This window comes from Mycolicibacterium brisbanense (assembly GCF_001570425.1).
In the GTDB taxonomy this organism is placed as follows: domain Bacteria; phylum Actinomycetota; class Actinomycetes; order Mycobacteriales; family Mycobacteriaceae; genus Mycobacterium; species Mycobacterium brisbanense.
The window spans coordinates 259,436-275,400 of record NZ_BCSX01000056.1 but is presented as its reverse complement, the minus strand read 5'-3'; the positions used below and the strand labels follow the sequence as shown (position 1 = coordinate 275,400).

The window sequence follows — 15,965 nt, the reverse complement described above, 5'->3', positions numbered from 1 at the left end:
TGCCTCACATCCGGAAGACGCCGTAGGAGACCGGCTCCAGCGGAGCCTGGCCGACAACCGAAAGAGCAAGTCCCAGAACTGTTCTGGTATCGGCGGGATCGATCACGCCGTCGTCCCAGAGCCGCGCTGTCGAATAGTAGGGATTGCCCTGGTGCTCGTACTGCGCGCGAATCGGCGCTTTGAACTCTTCGGCTTGCTCATCGGTCATCTCACCGCGCACCGTGGCCAGGACCGACGCGGCTTGCTCGCCACCCATCACCGAGATACGGGCATTGGGCCACATCCACAGGAAGCGCGGCGAATACGCCCGGCCACACATGGAGTAGTTTCCCGCGCCGTACGAGCCGCCGATCACGACGGTCAGTTTCGGCACCCGCGCGCACGCCACCGCGGTCACCATCTTGGCACCGTGTTTGGCGATGCCGCCGGCCTCGTAGTCGCGGCCGACCATGAAGCCGGAGATGTTCTGCAGGAACAGCAGCGGGATCTTGCGTTTGTCGCACAGTTCAATGAAATGCGCTCCCTTGAGCGCGGATTCGCCGAACAGCACACCGTTGTTGGCGATGATGCCGACGGGGTGACCGTGGATCCTGGCGAAGCCGGTGACCAGTGTGGTGCCGTATTCGGCTTTGAACTCGCTGAACCGCCCGTCATCGACGATCCGGGTGATCACCTCATGCACGTCGTAGGGCACGCGCGGGTCCACCGGGACGACGTCGTAGAGCTCGGTTTGGTCGGCGACGGCGTCGACCGCGGGCTCCACCGCCCAGGGTGGCGCCGGGGCGGGCCCGAGCGTCGAGACGATGTTGCGCACGATGCGCAACGCGTCGCGGTCGTCGTGCGCCAGATGGTCTGTGACACCGGAGATCTTGGAATGCAGATCGCCGCCGCCGAGGTCCTCGGCGGTGACGACCTCGCCGGTCGCGGCCTTCACCAGCGGCGGGCCGCCCAGGAAGATGGTGCCCTGGTTGCGAACGATGACCGCCTCGTCGCTCATGGCAGGCACGTATGCACCACCGGCCGTGCACGATCCGAGCACGGCCGCGATCTGCGCGATGCCCTTGGCGCTCATGGTGGCCTGGTTGTAGAAGATCCGGCCGAAGTGCTCGCGGTCCGGGAACACCTCGTCCTGGCGCGGCAGGAAGGCACCGCCAGAGTCGACCAGGTAGATGCACGGCAGGTGGTTCTGCAGTGCGATCTCCTGGGCCCGCAGATGCTTCTTGACCGTGATCGGGTAGTACGTACCGCCTTTGACCGTCGCGTCGTTGGCGACGATCACGCATTCGCGGCCGGACACCCGGCCGATGCCCGCGATCATTCCGGCGCCCGGGCACTCGTCGTCGTACATGCCGTTGGCCGCCAGCGGGGCGATCTCCAGGAAGGGGCTGCCCGCGTCGAGCAGGCCGTCGACCCGATCGCGCGGGAGCAGCTTGCCCCGACTGACGTGTCGTTCCCGGGCCCGCTCCGGTCCGCCGAGGGCCGCGGTGGCGAGTTTGGTGCGCAGCTGCGCGACCAACGCCAGATGGTCGTCTGTATGCGATGACAATGCAGCTCCATTTGAGTTAATCGTGACTAACTCGTGGTATGTTAGTCACGATTAACCGAGTTGTCTACCCCCGGAGGCGCCATGACGAACAGCGCCGTCACCCGACGCAGCCAGGCCAAATCCGATCGCCGCAGTCAGCTGATCGCCGCCGCGGAACGATTGGTGGCCGAACGTGGCTACCTCGCGGTCCGACTGGAGGACATCGGCGCAGCCGTCGGTGTCAGCGGGCCGGCGATCTACCGGCACTTCCCCAACAAAGAAGCGATGCTGGTGGAACTGCTGGTCGGCATCAGCACCCGACTGCTCGCCGGTGCACGCGACGTCATCGCGAAGGACGACGATGCCCGCACGGCACTCGACGACCTCGTCGACTTCCACCTGGATTTCGTGTTCGACGAACCCGACCTGATCCGCATCCAGGACCGCGACCTGGCCCATCTGCCCGACACCGCAGCGCGCCAGGTCCGCCGCTCGCAGCGCCAGTACGTCGAGATCTGGGTGTCGGTGCTGACGCGGCTCGACCCGGAACTGGCCGAGGACGACGCTCGGGTGATGGCGCACGCGGCGTTCGGGCTGCTCAACTCAACCCCGTACAGCGTCAAACCCGCTGCGCCCAAGGCACGTTCACGTGAAGTGCTGCGCCGGATGACGCTCGCGGCGCTGCACGCCACCCGTTAGTCGGCGAACGCCTTGAGCAGCCAGCGCGTCATGGCTTCGCCGAGCACCGCCCGGTTCTCCCGTTTGACGATCTCGTGGCCGTCGTCGTCGAACATCAGCAGTTCCACCGTCCGCCCCAATCCGCGCAGCGCGTCGTACATCTGCTCGGACTCCCCCACCGGCACATTGGTGTCGTTGGCGCCGTGGACCAACAGGAGCGGTGCCGTCAGCGCAGACGCCCGCGACAACGGCGACAGCTTTTCCAACAGCTCGCGATCGGCCACCGGATGCCCGTACTTGGGATGCGCCGCAGCGGCGATCCACGGTTCGGTGTTGCGGTAGAAGGTGTTCAGATCGCTCATGCCGCAGATGCTGATGCCCGCGGCGAACAGCTCAGGATGAAAGGTCAACGCCGCCAGCGTCAGATACCCGCCGTAGGACCAGCCGCTGCACGCGATGCGATCGGCCCGGGCGTGTCCGCGCTCGACCAGATACTGCACGCAGTCGGCCACGTCGTCGATGGCGGCGAAACGCAGTTCCCTGTCGTCGGCATGCATGAAGGCCCGGCCGAATCCTCCGGATCCCCGCACGTTCGGCGTCAACACCGCGATACCGGCTTCCAGCAACCTCGGATAGAACTCGTTGTAGTCGGGCCGAGCCTGTCCTTCGGGACCGCCGTGCAGGAAGATCATCGCGCCGATCGGCTCCCGGTCCGGCCGGTACAGCCAGGCGTTGAGTTCCAGCCCGTCGCGCGCGGTGATGCGCTCCAAAGTCGGTGTGCCGGTGAGTGGTCCGAGGCTGGGCTCGCGGTCGATACGCTCCCATTCCCTGGTCCGCGGGTCGACCAGTTCCACCGTCGGCGGCAGGGACGGTCCCTGGACGGTCATCGCGACCATGGAACCGCCTGCGCTGATGCTCAATTCGCTGGCCACCATGCCGGGCAGCGGAATCGGTTCGGCCAGCGTCTCGTCGGCATACTCCAAGATCTGTAGTTCGCTGCAGCCGTCGATGTTCCACAACATCGCCACCGTCGACAGGTCGTCGCTGACCACGAACTCGTCGAGTTCATAGCCGGGCCGTTCGGCGACGACGTGATACGACACGCCTTCGGCGGTCACCGTGACCTCCATCAGCCGTGCGTGAGACGCGCCGTTCTCGCTGCGGATGAGCGCCCGCACGTAGCCTTCCGAACTGCCCGGCGGGTAATTCTTGGCCGGTTCGATCAGCGCGGTCTCACCCTCCAGACCGCTGCGCAGCCGGCGGGGCTGATGGTCGTCGAGTATCACGCCTGCGTCGGTGGTGGACCCGGGATCGAACGGCAGCAGCGCGATCTCCCGCTGACCCCACAGCATGATCAGCTCGCGGTACCCACGCGGCCCGACTCGCACCAGCGACGCGCCCGCCCAGGAGTCGACGAGACGGCCTGCGGACCGCCGGTCGAGCACGGTGGTCTCACCGGTCGCCGGGTCGATCAGGCACGAGCTGCCGACGCCGTCGTCCCCGGTGAGGATGGCCGCCACCTGCGTGCCGTCCCAGCCGATGAGTTCGGCGGTGCCCTCGGGCGCATCCGGCGGCCAGATGTCGACGCGGCGCGCGTCGCGGTCGTCAGGATCGGTGGTCACCACCCAGATCTGGCTTCGGGTGCCACCTTCAGGCGCAACCTCGCACGCCAGCCAGTGCCCATCGGCCGAGTGGATGACCCGCGTCACCGGACCTGCGACCGGCAGTTCCACGTCACGCGACGAGCTGGCCCGCCAACCGCGCAGGAACCTCTGTACCGCGCGCGGGTAGCCACCGTCGTCGACCAGGTGGGCGAACGCCGTCGCATCCGGCGACAACGACGCGCCATAGTTCACCCGAACGTGCCGCTCCACTCCCCGCACTCCTTTCCGCCACTGTCTGACCACATCTACCCGGGCGGCCCGCCGCCACATCTACCGGGCGGCCCGCCGCCACAGCACACTGAGCGCCCGCACAGGTACCCTGCTGCCATGAGGTGGGCATGACCGATTCACCACGCCGCGAGGGTTCTGATCCGACCCAACCGCTCGGCAGCGGATACCCGGTGGACTATCCGGAGCCGGCCTACGCCGACCAGCCTCCGTACCAGCCACCCGGTTATCCGGCCGGGCCGAACTCGACGTCGAATCCGACCCAGCAGCTGCCCTCCTACCCTCCCTATGGGTACGGCCCCAACGCAACCGGGCAGTACGGGACGGGTTACCCGCCGCCAGGTCAGCCTCCTGCCCCGGAGCCCGATGACGACAAGCCCAGGATGTGGCTGTGGATCCTGGCCGCGGTGGCGGTGCTGCTCGTCGTCGGCTTGGTCATCGCCCTGGTCATCATCAACAGCTCGCAGCAGGAAACCGTCGTCGCCCCGCCGGTGAGCCCGCAGCCCAGCGCGACCACCACCCGCAGCACGCCGACCACCACATCGCGCACGCCTAGTCCCACCGCTGCGCCACCGGTCACCACACCGACCTCACCCACGACATCGTCGACGCCGGGCGCCACCGACACCGTGACCTACTCGGTCACCGGGGAGGGCCGGGCGATCAACATCACCTACATCGATACCGGCAACATGCTGCAGACGGAGTTCAACGTCATGCTGCCGTGGAGCAAGCAGGTCGAGCTGCCGCAGCCCGCCTCCCAGACCGCGAGCATCACGATCATCAACTTCGGCCCGCAGATCAGCTGCTCGGTGACCGTGAACGGCGTGCAAACCGTGCAGCGCACCGGCACCGGCCTGACCGTGTGCGCCGGCGCGGCGCCCTGACGGCGCTTACACCGGGTCGTGCACGCGCTGCGGCGTGCGCACGGCCAGCATGGCCGCCAGGCCGATGGCCAGCACCAGGCACAGCCCGCCCATGCCTGCCCGGTCGGCGCCGAACGCGTCGATGAAGGTGAAGAACAGCCACGGCGCCAGGAACGACACAGCCCGCCCCGTGGTCGTGTAGAGGCCGAACGCCACGCCTTCCTTGCCCTCCGCGGAGATCCGCAACATCATCGTGCGCGCCGATGACAGCGTCGGCCCGATGAACAGGCACAGCAGCAGGCCGCACACCCAGAAGGCCACCGGCCCTGACAGCGACAACAGGGTGAGTCCCACCGCGATCAGGCACGCCAACGAACCGACGATGACGGGCTTGGAACCGACCCGGTCGTCGAGCATGCCGCCGACGACCGACCCGAACGCCGCGATCACGCATGCGCTCATGCCGAACAACAGGACGTCCGCCTCGGACACGCCGTAGGCGTTGACGCCGAGCACCGCGCCGAACGCGAACACGCCTGCCAGCCCGTCACGGAACACCGCGCTCGCCAGCAGGTAGTAGACGACGTTGTGATCGCGGCGCCATTCGCTGCGGATCTCGTCCCACAGCTTGCGGTAGGCACCGAAGAGCCCCACGCGTTCGACCGGCGCCGCGTCGGTCACCCCGGGCACGACCACAAATACCGGCAGTGCGAACAGCACGAACCACGCCGCCGTGAGCAGCATCACCGCCCGCACGTTCTGCCCGTCCTGGGCCGGGATGTCCAACAACCCGCGGGTGTCGCCGCTACCGGCGATGAACCCGACATAGGCCAGCAGCAACAGCACCACGCTGCCGCCGTACCCCAGCGCGAGGCCCAGCCCTGAGATCCGCCCGGAGGTCTCCGGTGTCGACAGTTGTCGCAGCATGGCGTTGTAGGGCACCGTGGCCAGCTCGTTGCAGGCCGCCGTGCACGCCAACAACACCAGGCCCGGCAACAGGTAGCGGTTGTCGTCGCGGATCAGGCTCATCGCCGACGTCAGCACCACGGCCGCACCGGTCATCACCGCCAGCACCCGGCGCCTGCGCTGGGGCGCGTCGACCCAGATTCCGGTGGCGGGCGCCAGCAGCGCCACCACCAGACCCGCGACCGTCATGGCCCGGCCCAGCCAGCTCGCCGGCGTCGTGTCGCCGGGAAGGCCCGCTCCGACGCTGCCGGTCAGGTACACCGAGAACACGAAGGTGACGACGATCGCGTTCAGGCCCGTCGCGCCGCAGTCCCACAAGGCCCACGCGACCACCCGCGCTCGCCTGGGGTTGATCATGACCGACACTTTATGGCTCCTGGCTACTTCTAGGATGAGCCCCATGCCAGTTCCCGCAACCAGTCCGGACGCCCGCGCCGTCGTCACCGGCGCCTCGCAGAACATCGGCGAGGCGTTGGCCACCGAGCTCGCCGCCCGCGGACACCACCTGATCATCACCGCACGGCGCGAGGACGTGCTGAACACGTTGGCGCAGCGGCTCACGGAGCGCTACGGCGTGACCGTCGAGGTGCGCGGTGTCGACCTCGCCGACCCGGCGGCCCGGGCGACGCTGTGCGACGAGCTGGCGTCCCGCGAGATCTCGATCCTGTGCGCCAACGCAGGCACCGCCACGTTCGGCCCGGTGGTCAACCTCGACCCCGCCGGTGAGAAGGCGCAGGTTCAGCTGAATGTGCTTGGCGTGCATGACCTCGTCCTCGCAGTCCTGCCGGGCATGGTGAAGCGGGGGGCCGGCGGGATCCTGATTTCCGGTTCGGTGGCAGGCAATTCGCCGATTCCCAACAACGCTACCTACGCGGCCACCAAGGCGTTCGCCAACACCTTCAGCGAGTCGCTGCGCGGTGAGGTCAAGGGCTCCGGCGTGCACGTCACCGTGCTGGCGCCCGGCCCGGTGCGCACCGAACTGCCCGATCCGTCCGAGCAGTCGCTGGTCGAACGGCTGATCCCGGATTTCCTGTGGATCTCCACCGAGTACACCGCGAAGTTGTCGCTGGATGGCTTGGAGCACAACAAGATTCGGGTCGTCCCCGGCGTCACCTCCAAGGCCATGTCGGTGGCCACCGGCTACGCTCCACGCGCCATCGTCACGCCGATCGTCGGTGCGGTCTACAAGAAGCTCGGCGGCGACTAGCTTCCTCGTTTCCGCCGGAACTGCATTCCCGGTTGTTGAGCGCGACGATTAACAACCTGGAATGCAGTTCCGCGGAGGTGGAAGCTAGCGGCGGCGGCCGACGCCGAAGATGCTGCGGGTGATCTCGCGGCCTGCGACGGTGGCCGCCGAACGCAACGCACTCTTGAACGCCGAGCTCGCCAGCACCTGCTGGACGATGCCGGGCTCTTCCCGCCGAGCAGGCGCGGGCATCGGTTCGACCTCACCGGACGCCTCGACGCCGGCGAATCCGCCCGGGTCGCTCTCCGACGGCGGCGGTGCCGCGTTCAGCTTGGCGTTGAGGATCTCGTACGCCGATTCACGGTCGATGGTCTGCCCGTAGGTGGCCTGCAGCGGGCTGGCCTGCGCGGCCGCCTTGATCGCGTCGTCACCGATGGCACCCATCAACGAGCGCGGCGCCCGCATCCGGGTCCACGCCACCGGCGTCGGCGCCCCCTGCTCGGAGAGCACCGTCACGATCGCCTCACCGATTCCCAGCGAGGTCAACGCCTTCTCCAGGTCGTAGACGTCGGTCTTGGGATAGGTGCGCACCGTCTTGGACAGCGCCTTCTGGTCGTCGGGGGTGAAGGCCCGCAACGCGTGCTGGACGCGGGCGCCCAGCTGCGACAGCACGTCGTTGGGCACATCGGTGGGCAGCTGGGTGCAGAAGAAGACGCCGACGCCCTTGGAGCGGATCAGCTTGACGGTCTGCTCCACCTGCTCCAGGAACGCCTTCGACGCGTCGGCGAACAGCAGATGCGCCTCGTCGAAGAAGAACACCAGCTTGGGCTTGTCGACGTCGCCGATCTCCGGCAGCGTCGTGAACAGATCCGCCAGCACCCACATCAAGAAGGTGGAGAACAGTGCCGGACGTGCGGCCTGCGCGCCCAGCTCCAGCAGGGTGATGACGCCACGGCCCTGGGCGTCGACACGCATCAGGTCCTTGGGTTCCAGCTCAGGCTCGCCGAAGAAGGTGTCACCGCCTTCGGCCTCCAGGTTCACCAGAGCCCGCAGAATAACTCCGGCGGTGGCGGGCGACACCGCGCCCAGCGCCTTGAGCTCGGGCTTGCCCTCGTCGCTGGTGAGGTACTGGATGACCGCGCGCAGATCCTTAAGATCCAGCAGCGACAGCCCCTTCTGATCAGCCCAGTGGAAGATCAGGCCGAGCGTCGACTCCTGGGTTGCGTTGAGGCCCAACACCTTTGACAGCAGTATCGGCCCGAAGCTGGTCATCGTGGCACGCACCGGCACACCGAGACCCGACGTGCCCAGCGACAGGAACTCCACGGGGAACGCCGTCGGCGCCCAGTCGTCGCCGGTGTCCTTGGCCCGCTGCGCGGTCTTGTCGTTGGCCTCTCCCGGCTTCGACAATCCCGAGAGATCCCCCTTGATGTCTGCCATCACCACCGGCACCCCTGCCGCCGACAGCTGCTCGGCCATCACCTGCAACGACTTCGTCTTGCCGGTGCCGGTGGCGCCCGCAATCAACCCGTGCCGGTTGATCGTGGCGAGCGGGATGCGGATCTGCGCGCCCGGGTCGACGGTCCCGTCGACAACGACAGTCCCGAGTTCCAACGCCTGTCCCCCGACGGCGTAGCCGGCGGCGATCTGCTGCGCGGGGGTTGCTGTCGATTCGGTGGTCATGCCGCGGTCCTCCCGTATGCGCGAACGAGCCAATCGGGACCTGACACTACTGGGCAATCCGCCCGCGCGGTGGGTGCGGGCGACCGCTTGTCGGGTTTGGGCATACTGTGGACCTTCGTGCGAGACGAACTGGTATGGATCGACTGCGAGATGACCGGCCTCGACCTCAAGAATGACCGGCTCATCGAGATCGCGGTGCTGGTCACCGACGCGGACCTGAACATTCTGGGTGACGGTTTGGATGTGGTCATCCATACCGACGACGCGGCGCTGGACTCGATGGTCGACATCGTGACCCAGATGCACACCCGGTCCGGTCTCATCGAAGAGGTGCGCGCCTCGACCGTCGACGTGGCGACCGCCGAAGAGATGGTGCTCGACTACATCCGTGGCCACGTCAAGCAGGCCAAGACCGCACCCCTGGCCGGCAACTCGATCGCGACCGACCGCGGTTTCATCGCCCGCGACATGCCCAAACTCGACGATTACCTGCACTACCGAATGATCGACGTCAGCTCCATCAAGGAGCTGTGCCGGCGCTGGTACCCGCGGATCTACTTCGGCCAGCCCGAGAAAGGGCTCGCACACCGCGCGCTGGCCGACATCCACGAGTCGATCCGGGAATTGAAGTACTACCGCGCCACGGCCTTCGTCGCCCCGCCCGGGCCGTCTACCAGCGACATTGCGGCCATTGCCAGCACGCTGGGGCCCGATTCGGACAACGCCGGGGATAGCGATTCGGCACTCCAGCGTCCGAGCGGCTAGTATCTACGACGCCGCGTGTGCCGAAAGGCGAAAGCGGCGATGGTGGCTGTAGTTCAGTTGGTAGAGCACCAGGTTGTGATCCTGGTTGTCGCGGGTTCGAGTCCCGTCAGCCACCCCGACAGAACGCCGTCTACGCAAGTGGGCGGCGTTTTTGGGCTCTGCGGCGATGCCCGGCAGAACCTGGTATCCACGAAGTAGTGGACAACCAACCGTGGAACATCAACATTCACTACGACGGGCTGCTCGATTCGAAGGTCCCGCAGGATGCCCACACCGTTCTCGACGTCGGGTGTGGCGATGGCTTCCTGGCGGCCCGGCTGGCGCAGCGAGTGCCTGACGTGATGGCCGTGGACATCGACGAGCCGGTGCTCGACCGGGCCCAGATCCGCTTTCCCGCCGCGCCGGTCAACTGGATCCACGGCGATGTCATGTCCACAGACCTGCCCGTGCACGCTTTCGATGCGGTGGTCTCCAATGCCGCCCTGCACCATTTCGACGACACGCGCGCCGCGCTCACCCGGTTCGCGTCCCTGGTGCGGCCCGGCGGCACTGTTGCGGTGACGACGTTCGTGAAGCCGTCGCTGCGCGAAATCGCCTGGCATATCCCGGCCTGGATGGCGTGTGCCGTCGTCAACCGCGCCAAGGGCAAGTGGGAACACTCGGCTCCCATCAAATGGCCTCCGCCGGAAACGTTCGGCCGGTTGCGCGCCAAGGCGCGTCAGGCACTTCCGGGCGCGACCGTGCGCCGCCTGCTCTACGGCCGCGTCCTGATCACCTGGCAGGCACCGGTCTAGCCGCGCGCCTCAGCCTTCGTCGAGCGCCGGATCCTCGGCGCCAGTTGAACGAATTCCGGTACCACACTGGGGTTTTCGTGCGCGGTGCTGACCAGGGAGACCAAGGTGTTGGCGACGTCGCGCAGCGCCGACATCCGCTTGGGCAGCTGCCCGTGCTCAACCCACGAGTCGTACAGCTGAGCCAGCAGATCACGGTCGGCGCCGCGCAGGATCTCGGTGTCCTCGGTCGGGCCGATACCGACCCGCAGGATCGACAGCTCGGGATGCTCGCTGCGCCACGAATGCAGGATCTCGTCGAGGGCGGCCTTGCTGGCGCCGTAGGCGGCCACCCCGGCGCGCGGCCGGCCCACATCGTGGCTCGAGGCGATCAGGATGACACCGTTGTCGGACAGGTGCGGCAACGCGGCCCGCAGCACGTTGTTGGCGCCGACGGTGTTGACGCTGAACGCATGCAGCCATGTGGCGACGTCGGTGTCCTCGACATAGGCGAACGGCACCACGGTGCTGGTGAACACCACGCCGTCGAGCCCGCCGAGGCTCTGCGCCGCGGCGTCAACCACGCGGGCGATAGCTCCGGATTCTTCGACGTCGAGCTCGAACGCCGAACCGCCGATCGAGTCGGCCAGGGAGGTCAGCAGCTCGACGCGCCGCGCCGCCACCGCGACCTTCGCTCCGCGCTCGGCGGCGCTGATCGCGACCGCGTGACCGATGCCCGAGGAGGCGCCGACGACGAGAAGTCGCAGCCCGGCGGTATCGGGTTGGTGGCCGCTCATCCTGGTTGCCCCCGCTTTCGGTGTTAGGTAACCCTTCGTCGTCGGACAGTACCGTGCGCGATGAGTTCCGGACGCATGGCGGGTCAATACGAGAGACCGGCGTCGCGTGAAGCATGTAGCGAAGGAGATTCGATGACGACAGCCAAGCCACCGGTGGTTGACAAGCAGACCTGGCGCGCGGCGCTGGATGATCTGCGCCGCCGCGAGAAGGCCGCAACGCGGGAGCTGGACGCGATCGCCGCCGAGCGGCGCCGCCTGCCCATGGTGGAACTGCCCGAGTACACGCTCATCGGCGCCGAGGGGCCCGTCCGGCTGGCCGACGTGTTCGCGGGCCACTCGCAGCTCATCACCTACCACCACATGTGGAACGACGGGGCCGAATGGCAGTGCGGCGGCTGCACGGGGTTCACCTCCCAGTTCACCCGGCTGGAGTTCCTCGACAATTACGACGCCCGCTTCGTCATCGTCACCAACGGCCCGATCGAGGAGGCGCTGGCCTACCGTGACAAGGTCGGCAACAAGATGCAGTGGTATTCGTCGTCGCAGAGTTCGTTTGGCACCGACATGGACGCCGCTCCCGGCGCCGGCTTCGCCGTGAATGTGTTTCTGCGCGACGGGGATACCGTCTACCGGACATGGCACACCAACGGCCGCGGTACCGAACAGCTGAGCCACAGCTTCGCGCTCATCGACCTGCTGCCGTGGGGAAGACAGGAACAGTGGCAGGACTCCCCCGAGGGGTGGCCGCAACGGCCGACCTATTCGGGGTGGCTCGACAGCCCGGATATCGCCCGCATCTACGGAAAGGACTCCCAGTGACCGAACCCGAGCGCTACGTCGTCACCCACACCATCGCCGCCGCACCCAGTGCGGTCTTCGCGGTGCTGTCAGATCCGGCGCGGCACAAGGACACCGAACCCGGAGACTGGGTGCGCGACGCGATCGACCCGCAGCCGATCACGGGCACCGGGCAGATCTTCGCGATCAACATGTTCCTGCCGCAGGCCGGCGGGCACTACGTCATGCACAACCTGGTCAGTGAATTCGACAAGGACCGCACCATCGCGTGGCTTCCCGGCCAGCTCGACGAGGCCGGCAAGCACAACCCAGGCGGCTGGTGGTGGCGATATGACCTGGCCCCCAACGGCGACGCCACTGACGTCACCCTGACCTACGACTGGACCGGTACGCCGCAGAGCTTCCGCGACCAGGTCGGCATGCCGCCGTTCGGCAAGGAGTTCATCGCTGAATCGCTTGCCGCGCTGGACCGTTCGGTCACCTAGCTCAGGCCCCGGCGTTGCCGGCGCGCCATTGGTCCCAGGGGATGTTCCAATCGCCGAGACCCTCGGTGCCCGGCAACACCGGGCCGACGGTGTTGACCACCTCGACGATGTCGCCCCGCTTGGTGTTCTCGAAGAACCAGCGGGCATTGGCGGTGCTCACGTTCAAGCATCCGTGGCTGGTGTTGCTATAACCCTGGCTGCCCACCGACCACGGTGCCGCGTGCACATATATGCCGCTGTAGGACATCTGGGTGGCGAAGTCGACCTCGGTGCGATATCCGTTGGGCGAGTTGACCGGAACGCCGTAGGTCGACGAGTCCATGACCAGGCGACTGAAGCGGTCGCCAATGATGTAGGTGCCTTTGTTGGTCGGCGTGCTGTTCTTGCCCATCGAGATCGGCATGGTCTTGACGACCGCACCGTTGCGCCGGATGGTCAGCGTCTTGGTGTTGTCGTCCGCGGTCGCGATGACCTCGTCGCCGATGGTGAAGTGGTTCGCGACGTTCTTCTGTCCGAACAGCCCGTCGCCGAGTCGCACACCGTAGGTGTTCACCGTCACGTCCACCGTCGTGCCGGGCTTCCAGTATGTGGCTGGGCGCCAACGCACTTCACGATTGCTGAGCCAGTAGAAGGCGCCTTCCACGGGCGGGTCGGTCTTGACCGTGATGGCGCGCTGGGCGGCCGGCCGGTCGGTGATGTTCTCGTCGAACCGCACCGCGATGGGTTGGCCGATGCCGACGACCTCGCCGTCGTTGGGCAGTACGTAGGGCATGGTCAGGTTCGCCGGGGAATGCGTCTGAAAGGTGATGCGCCGGTTGGCCACCCCGCCGAGACCCAGCGATTGTGCGTTGAGGGTGTAACGCTCGTTGAAGTCGAGCGGGTCGGTGCTCGACCACGTCAGGCCGTCAGCGCTGATCTTGCCCGCAACCGGGGTGCCATTTGAGTCGGCGATGCTGACGCTGCCCAGCACGCCGTTCTCCGCACTGACGGTCACCGGGGCGTCGACCGCCACGCCGACCGCTCCGTCGGCCACCGAGGCGTTGACCCTCGGCACCAGAAGATCGCCGAATGGCGTGCCCTTGTCGGCGATCACAGGGGGTGGCGGCGCCGAGACGGCACCCGTGCATGCCGATATGCCGAAGATCACAGCCGGAGCCAGGGCAACGGCCGCGCGGCGGAGCCGTTTTCGCCCCGGCCGGGTCAATGCCTGCACCTGCCACATTTCTCGCTCCACCTCGCATGACGTCAGCAAACCGACGAATTCTGGCAATAGTCTAAGGGAACGTGGGATCGAGGGGTTACGCACGGTCTCGAACCACCGGCACGGACCAGCGGATTTCATCTTGGGCGCATGGCCTGTTATCGTTCCATGCGCGCGCCGTTAGCTCAGTTGGTAGAGCAGCTGACTCTTAATCAGCGGGTCCGGGGTTCGAAACCCTGACGGCGCACAGGTCGGAAGGGTTTTCCTTCCAAGGGGTACACCCTACGGGTAACTCTACGCAGTGGAGTTCACCCTAGGGGTCACCCAACAACGAATGCCCCGCCCCTCGTACGAGGTGGCGGGGCATTTTTCGTCTCGCCAACAGCCAGGGGCGGGGAGCTCGAGAAGGCACATCGGGTGGTTACGTCACCGGTGCATCAGTCGCGCTGATCTCGTAGGCGTCCTTTGCGGCTCCCGGCCCCTGTGCTGTTGTGTCGATAGCGTATCTCGATCCAACAGTTTTTGTCTAGTCGACTTGACTAGAAACAGTCCAGCAGGTTAGACTATAGTCATGATCGCACCGGCCCCCACCCGCGAAATCGTCAAGCAGCTCAAGAAGGCGGGATTCACCTCCCGCGAAGGCAAGGGCAGCCACACCGTGTGGACCTGCCGCCACGGCCGCTACGGCATCTCGCTGGTGGATGGCCACCGGACCATCAGCCCGGGCGTGCGCCGCCAGGTCAACGAGGCGGTCGACGCCTGCGCCACCAACTGCAAGGAGGACTGACATGCACACCTATCAGGTCAACGTCACCCGCGACGACCGGTGGTGGATGATCGAGGTGCCCGAACTCGCCGGGTACACCGACGCCGAGGGGCGAACGAACCTCAGCACTGTCACCCAAGCGCGCCGGCTCAACGAGGTGCCCGGCACGGCGGTCGACTTCATCTGCACCGTGACCGACTCGGCACCATCCAAGGTCGGGGTGCACATCACGATCGAGGTCGACGGCATCGACGTGTCGGCCGCGGCCGCGAAGGTCGCCCACGATCGTGAACTGGCGGAGCGTCACGCCGCGGCGGCCCAAGAGCAGGCCAAGAAACTCGCGCGTGACCTCGCGGCCCACGGTGTCGCGGTGCGCGACGTCGGGGAAGTGCTCGGGCTGTCGTTTCAGCGTGCCCAGCAGCTCATCTCGACATCGGCGTCCTAGACGCCAAAATGCCGCCCCGCTGGAGAGGTGCGGGGCGGCAAGGTCAGTGTATTGGCCGGGTGCAACGAGCGGTCGCACCAGTTCAGAAGTACAGGAACCGCGCGACCCACAGGCTGGCCCAGTGGCGGAACGTGGCCGCGTGGCGCCCCCAATCGGTGTATTCGGCCTTACAGGTGTCACAGATCATCGCTGACCCTTTCGACGGTTGCCGACGACGGCAAATAGCAGGTGGATTGGATCGGCCCACGCGGGCAGCCGATTTGAGACGTGCAGGTAGACCAGCGCCATGACAAGGTGGGCGAGCCAGCGCCACCGCGGACACGCGAGGTACCGGTCGCACGCTTCACTGATCATCTCGTGATCGCGCGCGCCGGCCCACACGTTCCACCCGAACACGTAGGCCGCCAGTCCAATGACGGCCTTGTCTCCGGTTCTCATTTCCGTAGGTGCCTCAGTTCGCCACGGATCTCACCGATTTGAGTGCTGTGGTCGGAGACGTCGCGCCGCATCTCCCGCACCTCAGTGAGCATGAGGTCCATCTTGGCGGCGTCGGATGCGCGCTCGGCGAGCATTCGGTCCACCTTGGCGTCGGTCGCCGCACTGATCGCGATGGACTTGTCGATGTCGGCTCGCATGTTGGTGTCGTGCGTGTTCACCGTTTGCTCGTGGATCTCCTTCACGGCCTCCCGCTGCTCGTGGATCTCCTTCACGGCCTGCCGCTGTGGCCGCGTGACGAACCCGTGTGCCACCTGGAAGATGCCGAGCGCCACCACGGCGATGAGGGTCAGCCAGTTGCCCGAGTTGAGCGTGACCGAACTGAACCCCATCACCGTGCCCGACGGAACGGGAGTGACAGCGTCTTGACGCCGCCGGTCAGCTTGTACTCCACCTGCTTGACGAGCGATGCCGTCTTGTCGCCCCACTGCGCGGACGCCAGCGAGAAGATGATCGACACCACCGTGGTACCGGCCGCGGTGTTGAGTGCCTCGGCCCACGGCAGCGACGTGAGGCTCATGGTTCCGACGATGCCGCCGGTGAGCACGGTGAGCAGCGTGCCCGCGAACGTCTTGACCGCGCGCTCCCCCAGGTCCAGCAGGAACGGCGGGATGGGCGGAATGGTGATTTGCACTGTGAGCCTTTCG

At 66.7% G+C, this 15,965-nt stretch carries 18 protein-coding genes and 2 tRNA genes; 11 read left to right on the top strand and 9 right to left on the bottom strand.

Annotation, left to right across the window (positions count from 1 at the left end; all coding sequences use genetic code 11):
• Positions 1–4: 4 nt before the first annotated feature.
• Complete coding sequence (locus tag RMCB_RS34145; RefSeq protein ID WP_062832269.1) at positions 5–1,546, bottom strand: carboxyl transferase domain-containing protein; 1,542 nt, start codon at positions 1,544–1,546, stop codon at positions 5–7.
• Between the two features lie 81 nt (positions 1,547–1,627).
• Here RMCB_RS34145 and RMCB_RS34140 point away from each other — a divergent pair, with 81 nt between their 5' ends.
• Positions 1,628–2,224, top strand: coding sequence for an SACE_7040 family transcriptional regulator (locus RMCB_RS34140; protein WP_029371999.1), 597 nt, complete (start codon positions 1,628–1,630; stop codon positions 2,222–2,224).
• On the opposite strand, the gene RMCB_RS34135 is transcribed toward RMCB_RS34140, so the two are convergent.
• Complete coding sequence (locus RMCB_RS34135; protein ID WP_276064012.1) at positions 2,221–4,137, bottom strand: alpha/beta hydrolase family protein; 1,917 nt, start codon at positions 4,135–4,137, stop codon at positions 2,221–2,223. The genes RMCB_RS34140 and RMCB_RS34135 overlap by 4 nt on opposite strands.
• Before the next feature lie 68 nt (positions 4,138–4,205).
• Between RMCB_RS34135 and RMCB_RS34130 the strand changes: the two genes are divergently transcribed.
• Complete coding sequence (locus RMCB_RS34130; RefSeq protein ID WP_062832268.1) at positions 4,206–4,982, top strand: MmpS family transport accessory protein; 777 nt, start codon at positions 4,206–4,208, stop codon at positions 4,980–4,982.
• Positions 4,983–4,988: 6 nt separating this feature from the next.
• Here the strand turns inward: RMCB_RS34130 and RMCB_RS34125 are convergent, their stop codons facing one another.
• A complete protein-coding gene (locus RMCB_RS34125; RefSeq protein WP_062832267.1) occupies positions 4,989–6,284 on the bottom strand; it encodes an MFS transporter in 1,296 nt (431 codons plus the stop codon).
• Positions 6,285–6,327: 43 nt separating this feature from the next.
• Here RMCB_RS34125 and cmrA point away from each other — a divergent pair, with 43 nt between their 5' ends.
• A complete protein-coding gene (cmrA, locus tag RMCB_RS34120) occupies positions 6,328–7,134 on the top strand; it encodes a mycolate reductase (RefSeq protein ID WP_062832297.1) in 807 nt (268 codons plus the stop codon).
• Positions 7,135–7,218: 84 nt separating this feature from the next.
• On the opposite strand, the gene RMCB_RS34115 is transcribed toward cmrA, so the two are convergent.
• Positions 7,219–8,796 (bottom strand): helicase HerA-like domain-containing protein, encoded by a 1,578-nt coding sequence (locus RMCB_RS34115; RefSeq protein WP_062832266.1) that lies wholly within the window; start codon positions 8,794–8,796, stop codon positions 7,219–7,221.
• 117 nt (positions 8,797–8,913) lie between these two features.
• Here RMCB_RS34115 and orn point away from each other — a divergent pair, with 117 nt between their 5' ends.
• The 3 genes from orn (at position 8,914) to RMCB_RS34100 (ending at position 10,355) form a co-directional block, all read left to right on the top strand.
• Entirely contained in the window at positions 8,914–9,561 is a 648-nt protein-coding gene (gene orn, locus RMCB_RS34110) for an oligoribonuclease (RefSeq protein WP_062832296.1), read from the top strand.
• Positions 9,562–9,603: 42 nt separating this feature from the next.
• Positions 9,604–9,676 (top strand) — tRNA-His (locus RMCB_RS34105).
• Between the two features lie 82 nt (positions 9,677–9,758).
• On the top strand, positions 9,759–10,355 hold the full coding sequence (locus tag RMCB_RS34100) for a class I SAM-dependent methyltransferase (RefSeq protein ID WP_062832265.1): 597 nt from the start codon (positions 9,759–9,761) through the stop codon (positions 10,353–10,355).
• On the opposite strand, the gene RMCB_RS34095 is transcribed toward RMCB_RS34100, so the two are convergent.
• Entirely contained in the window at positions 10,352–11,128 is a 777-nt protein-coding gene (locus tag RMCB_RS34095; RefSeq protein WP_062832264.1) for an SDR family oxidoreductase, read from the bottom strand. The genes RMCB_RS34100 and RMCB_RS34095 overlap by 4 nt on opposite strands.
• Positions 11,129–11,260: 132 nt before the next feature.
• Between RMCB_RS34095 and RMCB_RS34090 the strand changes: the two genes are divergently transcribed.
• Both RMCB_RS34090 and RMCB_RS34085 read left to right on the top strand, forming a co-directional pair.
• The gene (locus tag RMCB_RS34090; protein ID WP_062832263.1) at positions 11,261–11,947 is read left to right on the top strand and encodes a DUF899 domain-containing protein; all 687 of its coding nucleotides are present in this window, start codon (positions 11,261–11,263) and stop codon (positions 11,945–11,947) included.
• Positions 11,944–12,411, top strand: coding sequence for an SRPBCC family protein (locus RMCB_RS34085; protein ID WP_029371981.1), 468 nt, complete (start codon positions 11,944–11,946; stop codon positions 12,409–12,411). Before RMCB_RS34090 ends, RMCB_RS34085 begins: the two co-directional genes overlap by 4 nt.
• A 1-nt stretch (position 12,412) precedes the next feature.
• Here the strand turns inward: RMCB_RS34085 and RMCB_RS34080 are convergent, their stop codons facing one another.
• Positions 12,413–13,633 (bottom strand): L,D-transpeptidase, encoded by a 1,221-nt coding sequence (locus RMCB_RS34080; protein WP_062832262.1) that lies wholly within the window; start codon positions 13,631–13,633, stop codon positions 12,413–12,415.
• A 153-nt stretch (positions 13,634–13,786) separates the two neighbouring features.
• On the opposite strand from RMCB_RS34080, the gene RMCB_RS34075 reads away from it, so the two are divergent.
• The 3 genes from RMCB_RS34075 to RMCB_RS34065 all read left to right on the top strand — a co-directional run bounded on the left by RMCB_RS34075 (position 13,787) and on the right by RMCB_RS34065 (position 14,823).
• Positions 13,787–13,859 (top strand) — tRNA-Lys (locus tag RMCB_RS34075).
• Positions 13,860–14,183: 324 nt separating this feature from the next.
• Positions 14,184–14,399, top strand: a complete 216-nt coding sequence (locus tag RMCB_RS34070; protein ID WP_062832261.1) for a type II toxin-antitoxin system HicA family toxin — start codon at positions 14,184–14,186, stop codon at positions 14,397–14,399.
• Between the two features lies 1 nt (position 14,400).
• Positions 14,401–14,823, top strand: a complete 423-nt coding sequence (locus RMCB_RS34065; RefSeq protein WP_062832260.1) for a hypothetical protein — start codon at positions 14,401–14,403, stop codon at positions 14,821–14,823.
• 183 nt (positions 14,824–15,006) lie between these two features.
• Here the strand turns inward: RMCB_RS34065 and RMCB_RS34060 are convergent, their stop codons facing one another.
• Genes RMCB_RS34060 through RMCB_RS34050 form a run of 3 tightly spaced genes read right to left on the bottom strand, consistent with a single transcriptional unit; the run spans position 15,007 to position 15,952 of the window.
• Positions 15,007–15,261, bottom strand: coding sequence for a DUF7427 family protein (locus RMCB_RS34060; protein WP_062832259.1), 255 nt, complete (start codon positions 15,259–15,261; stop codon positions 15,007–15,009).
• Complete coding sequence (locus RMCB_RS34055; protein ID WP_062832258.1) at positions 15,258–15,650, bottom strand: DUF2746 domain-containing protein; 393 nt, start codon at positions 15,648–15,650, stop codon at positions 15,258–15,260. Before RMCB_RS34055 ends, RMCB_RS34060 begins: the two co-directional genes overlap by 4 nt.
• On the bottom strand, positions 15,650–15,952 hold the full coding sequence (locus tag RMCB_RS34050) for a holin (protein WP_062832257.1): 303 nt from the start codon (positions 15,950–15,952) through the stop codon (positions 15,650–15,652). The genes RMCB_RS34055 and RMCB_RS34050 overlap by 1 nt, the downstream gene beginning before the upstream one ends.
• Positions 15,953–15,965 lie beyond the last annotated feature (13 nt).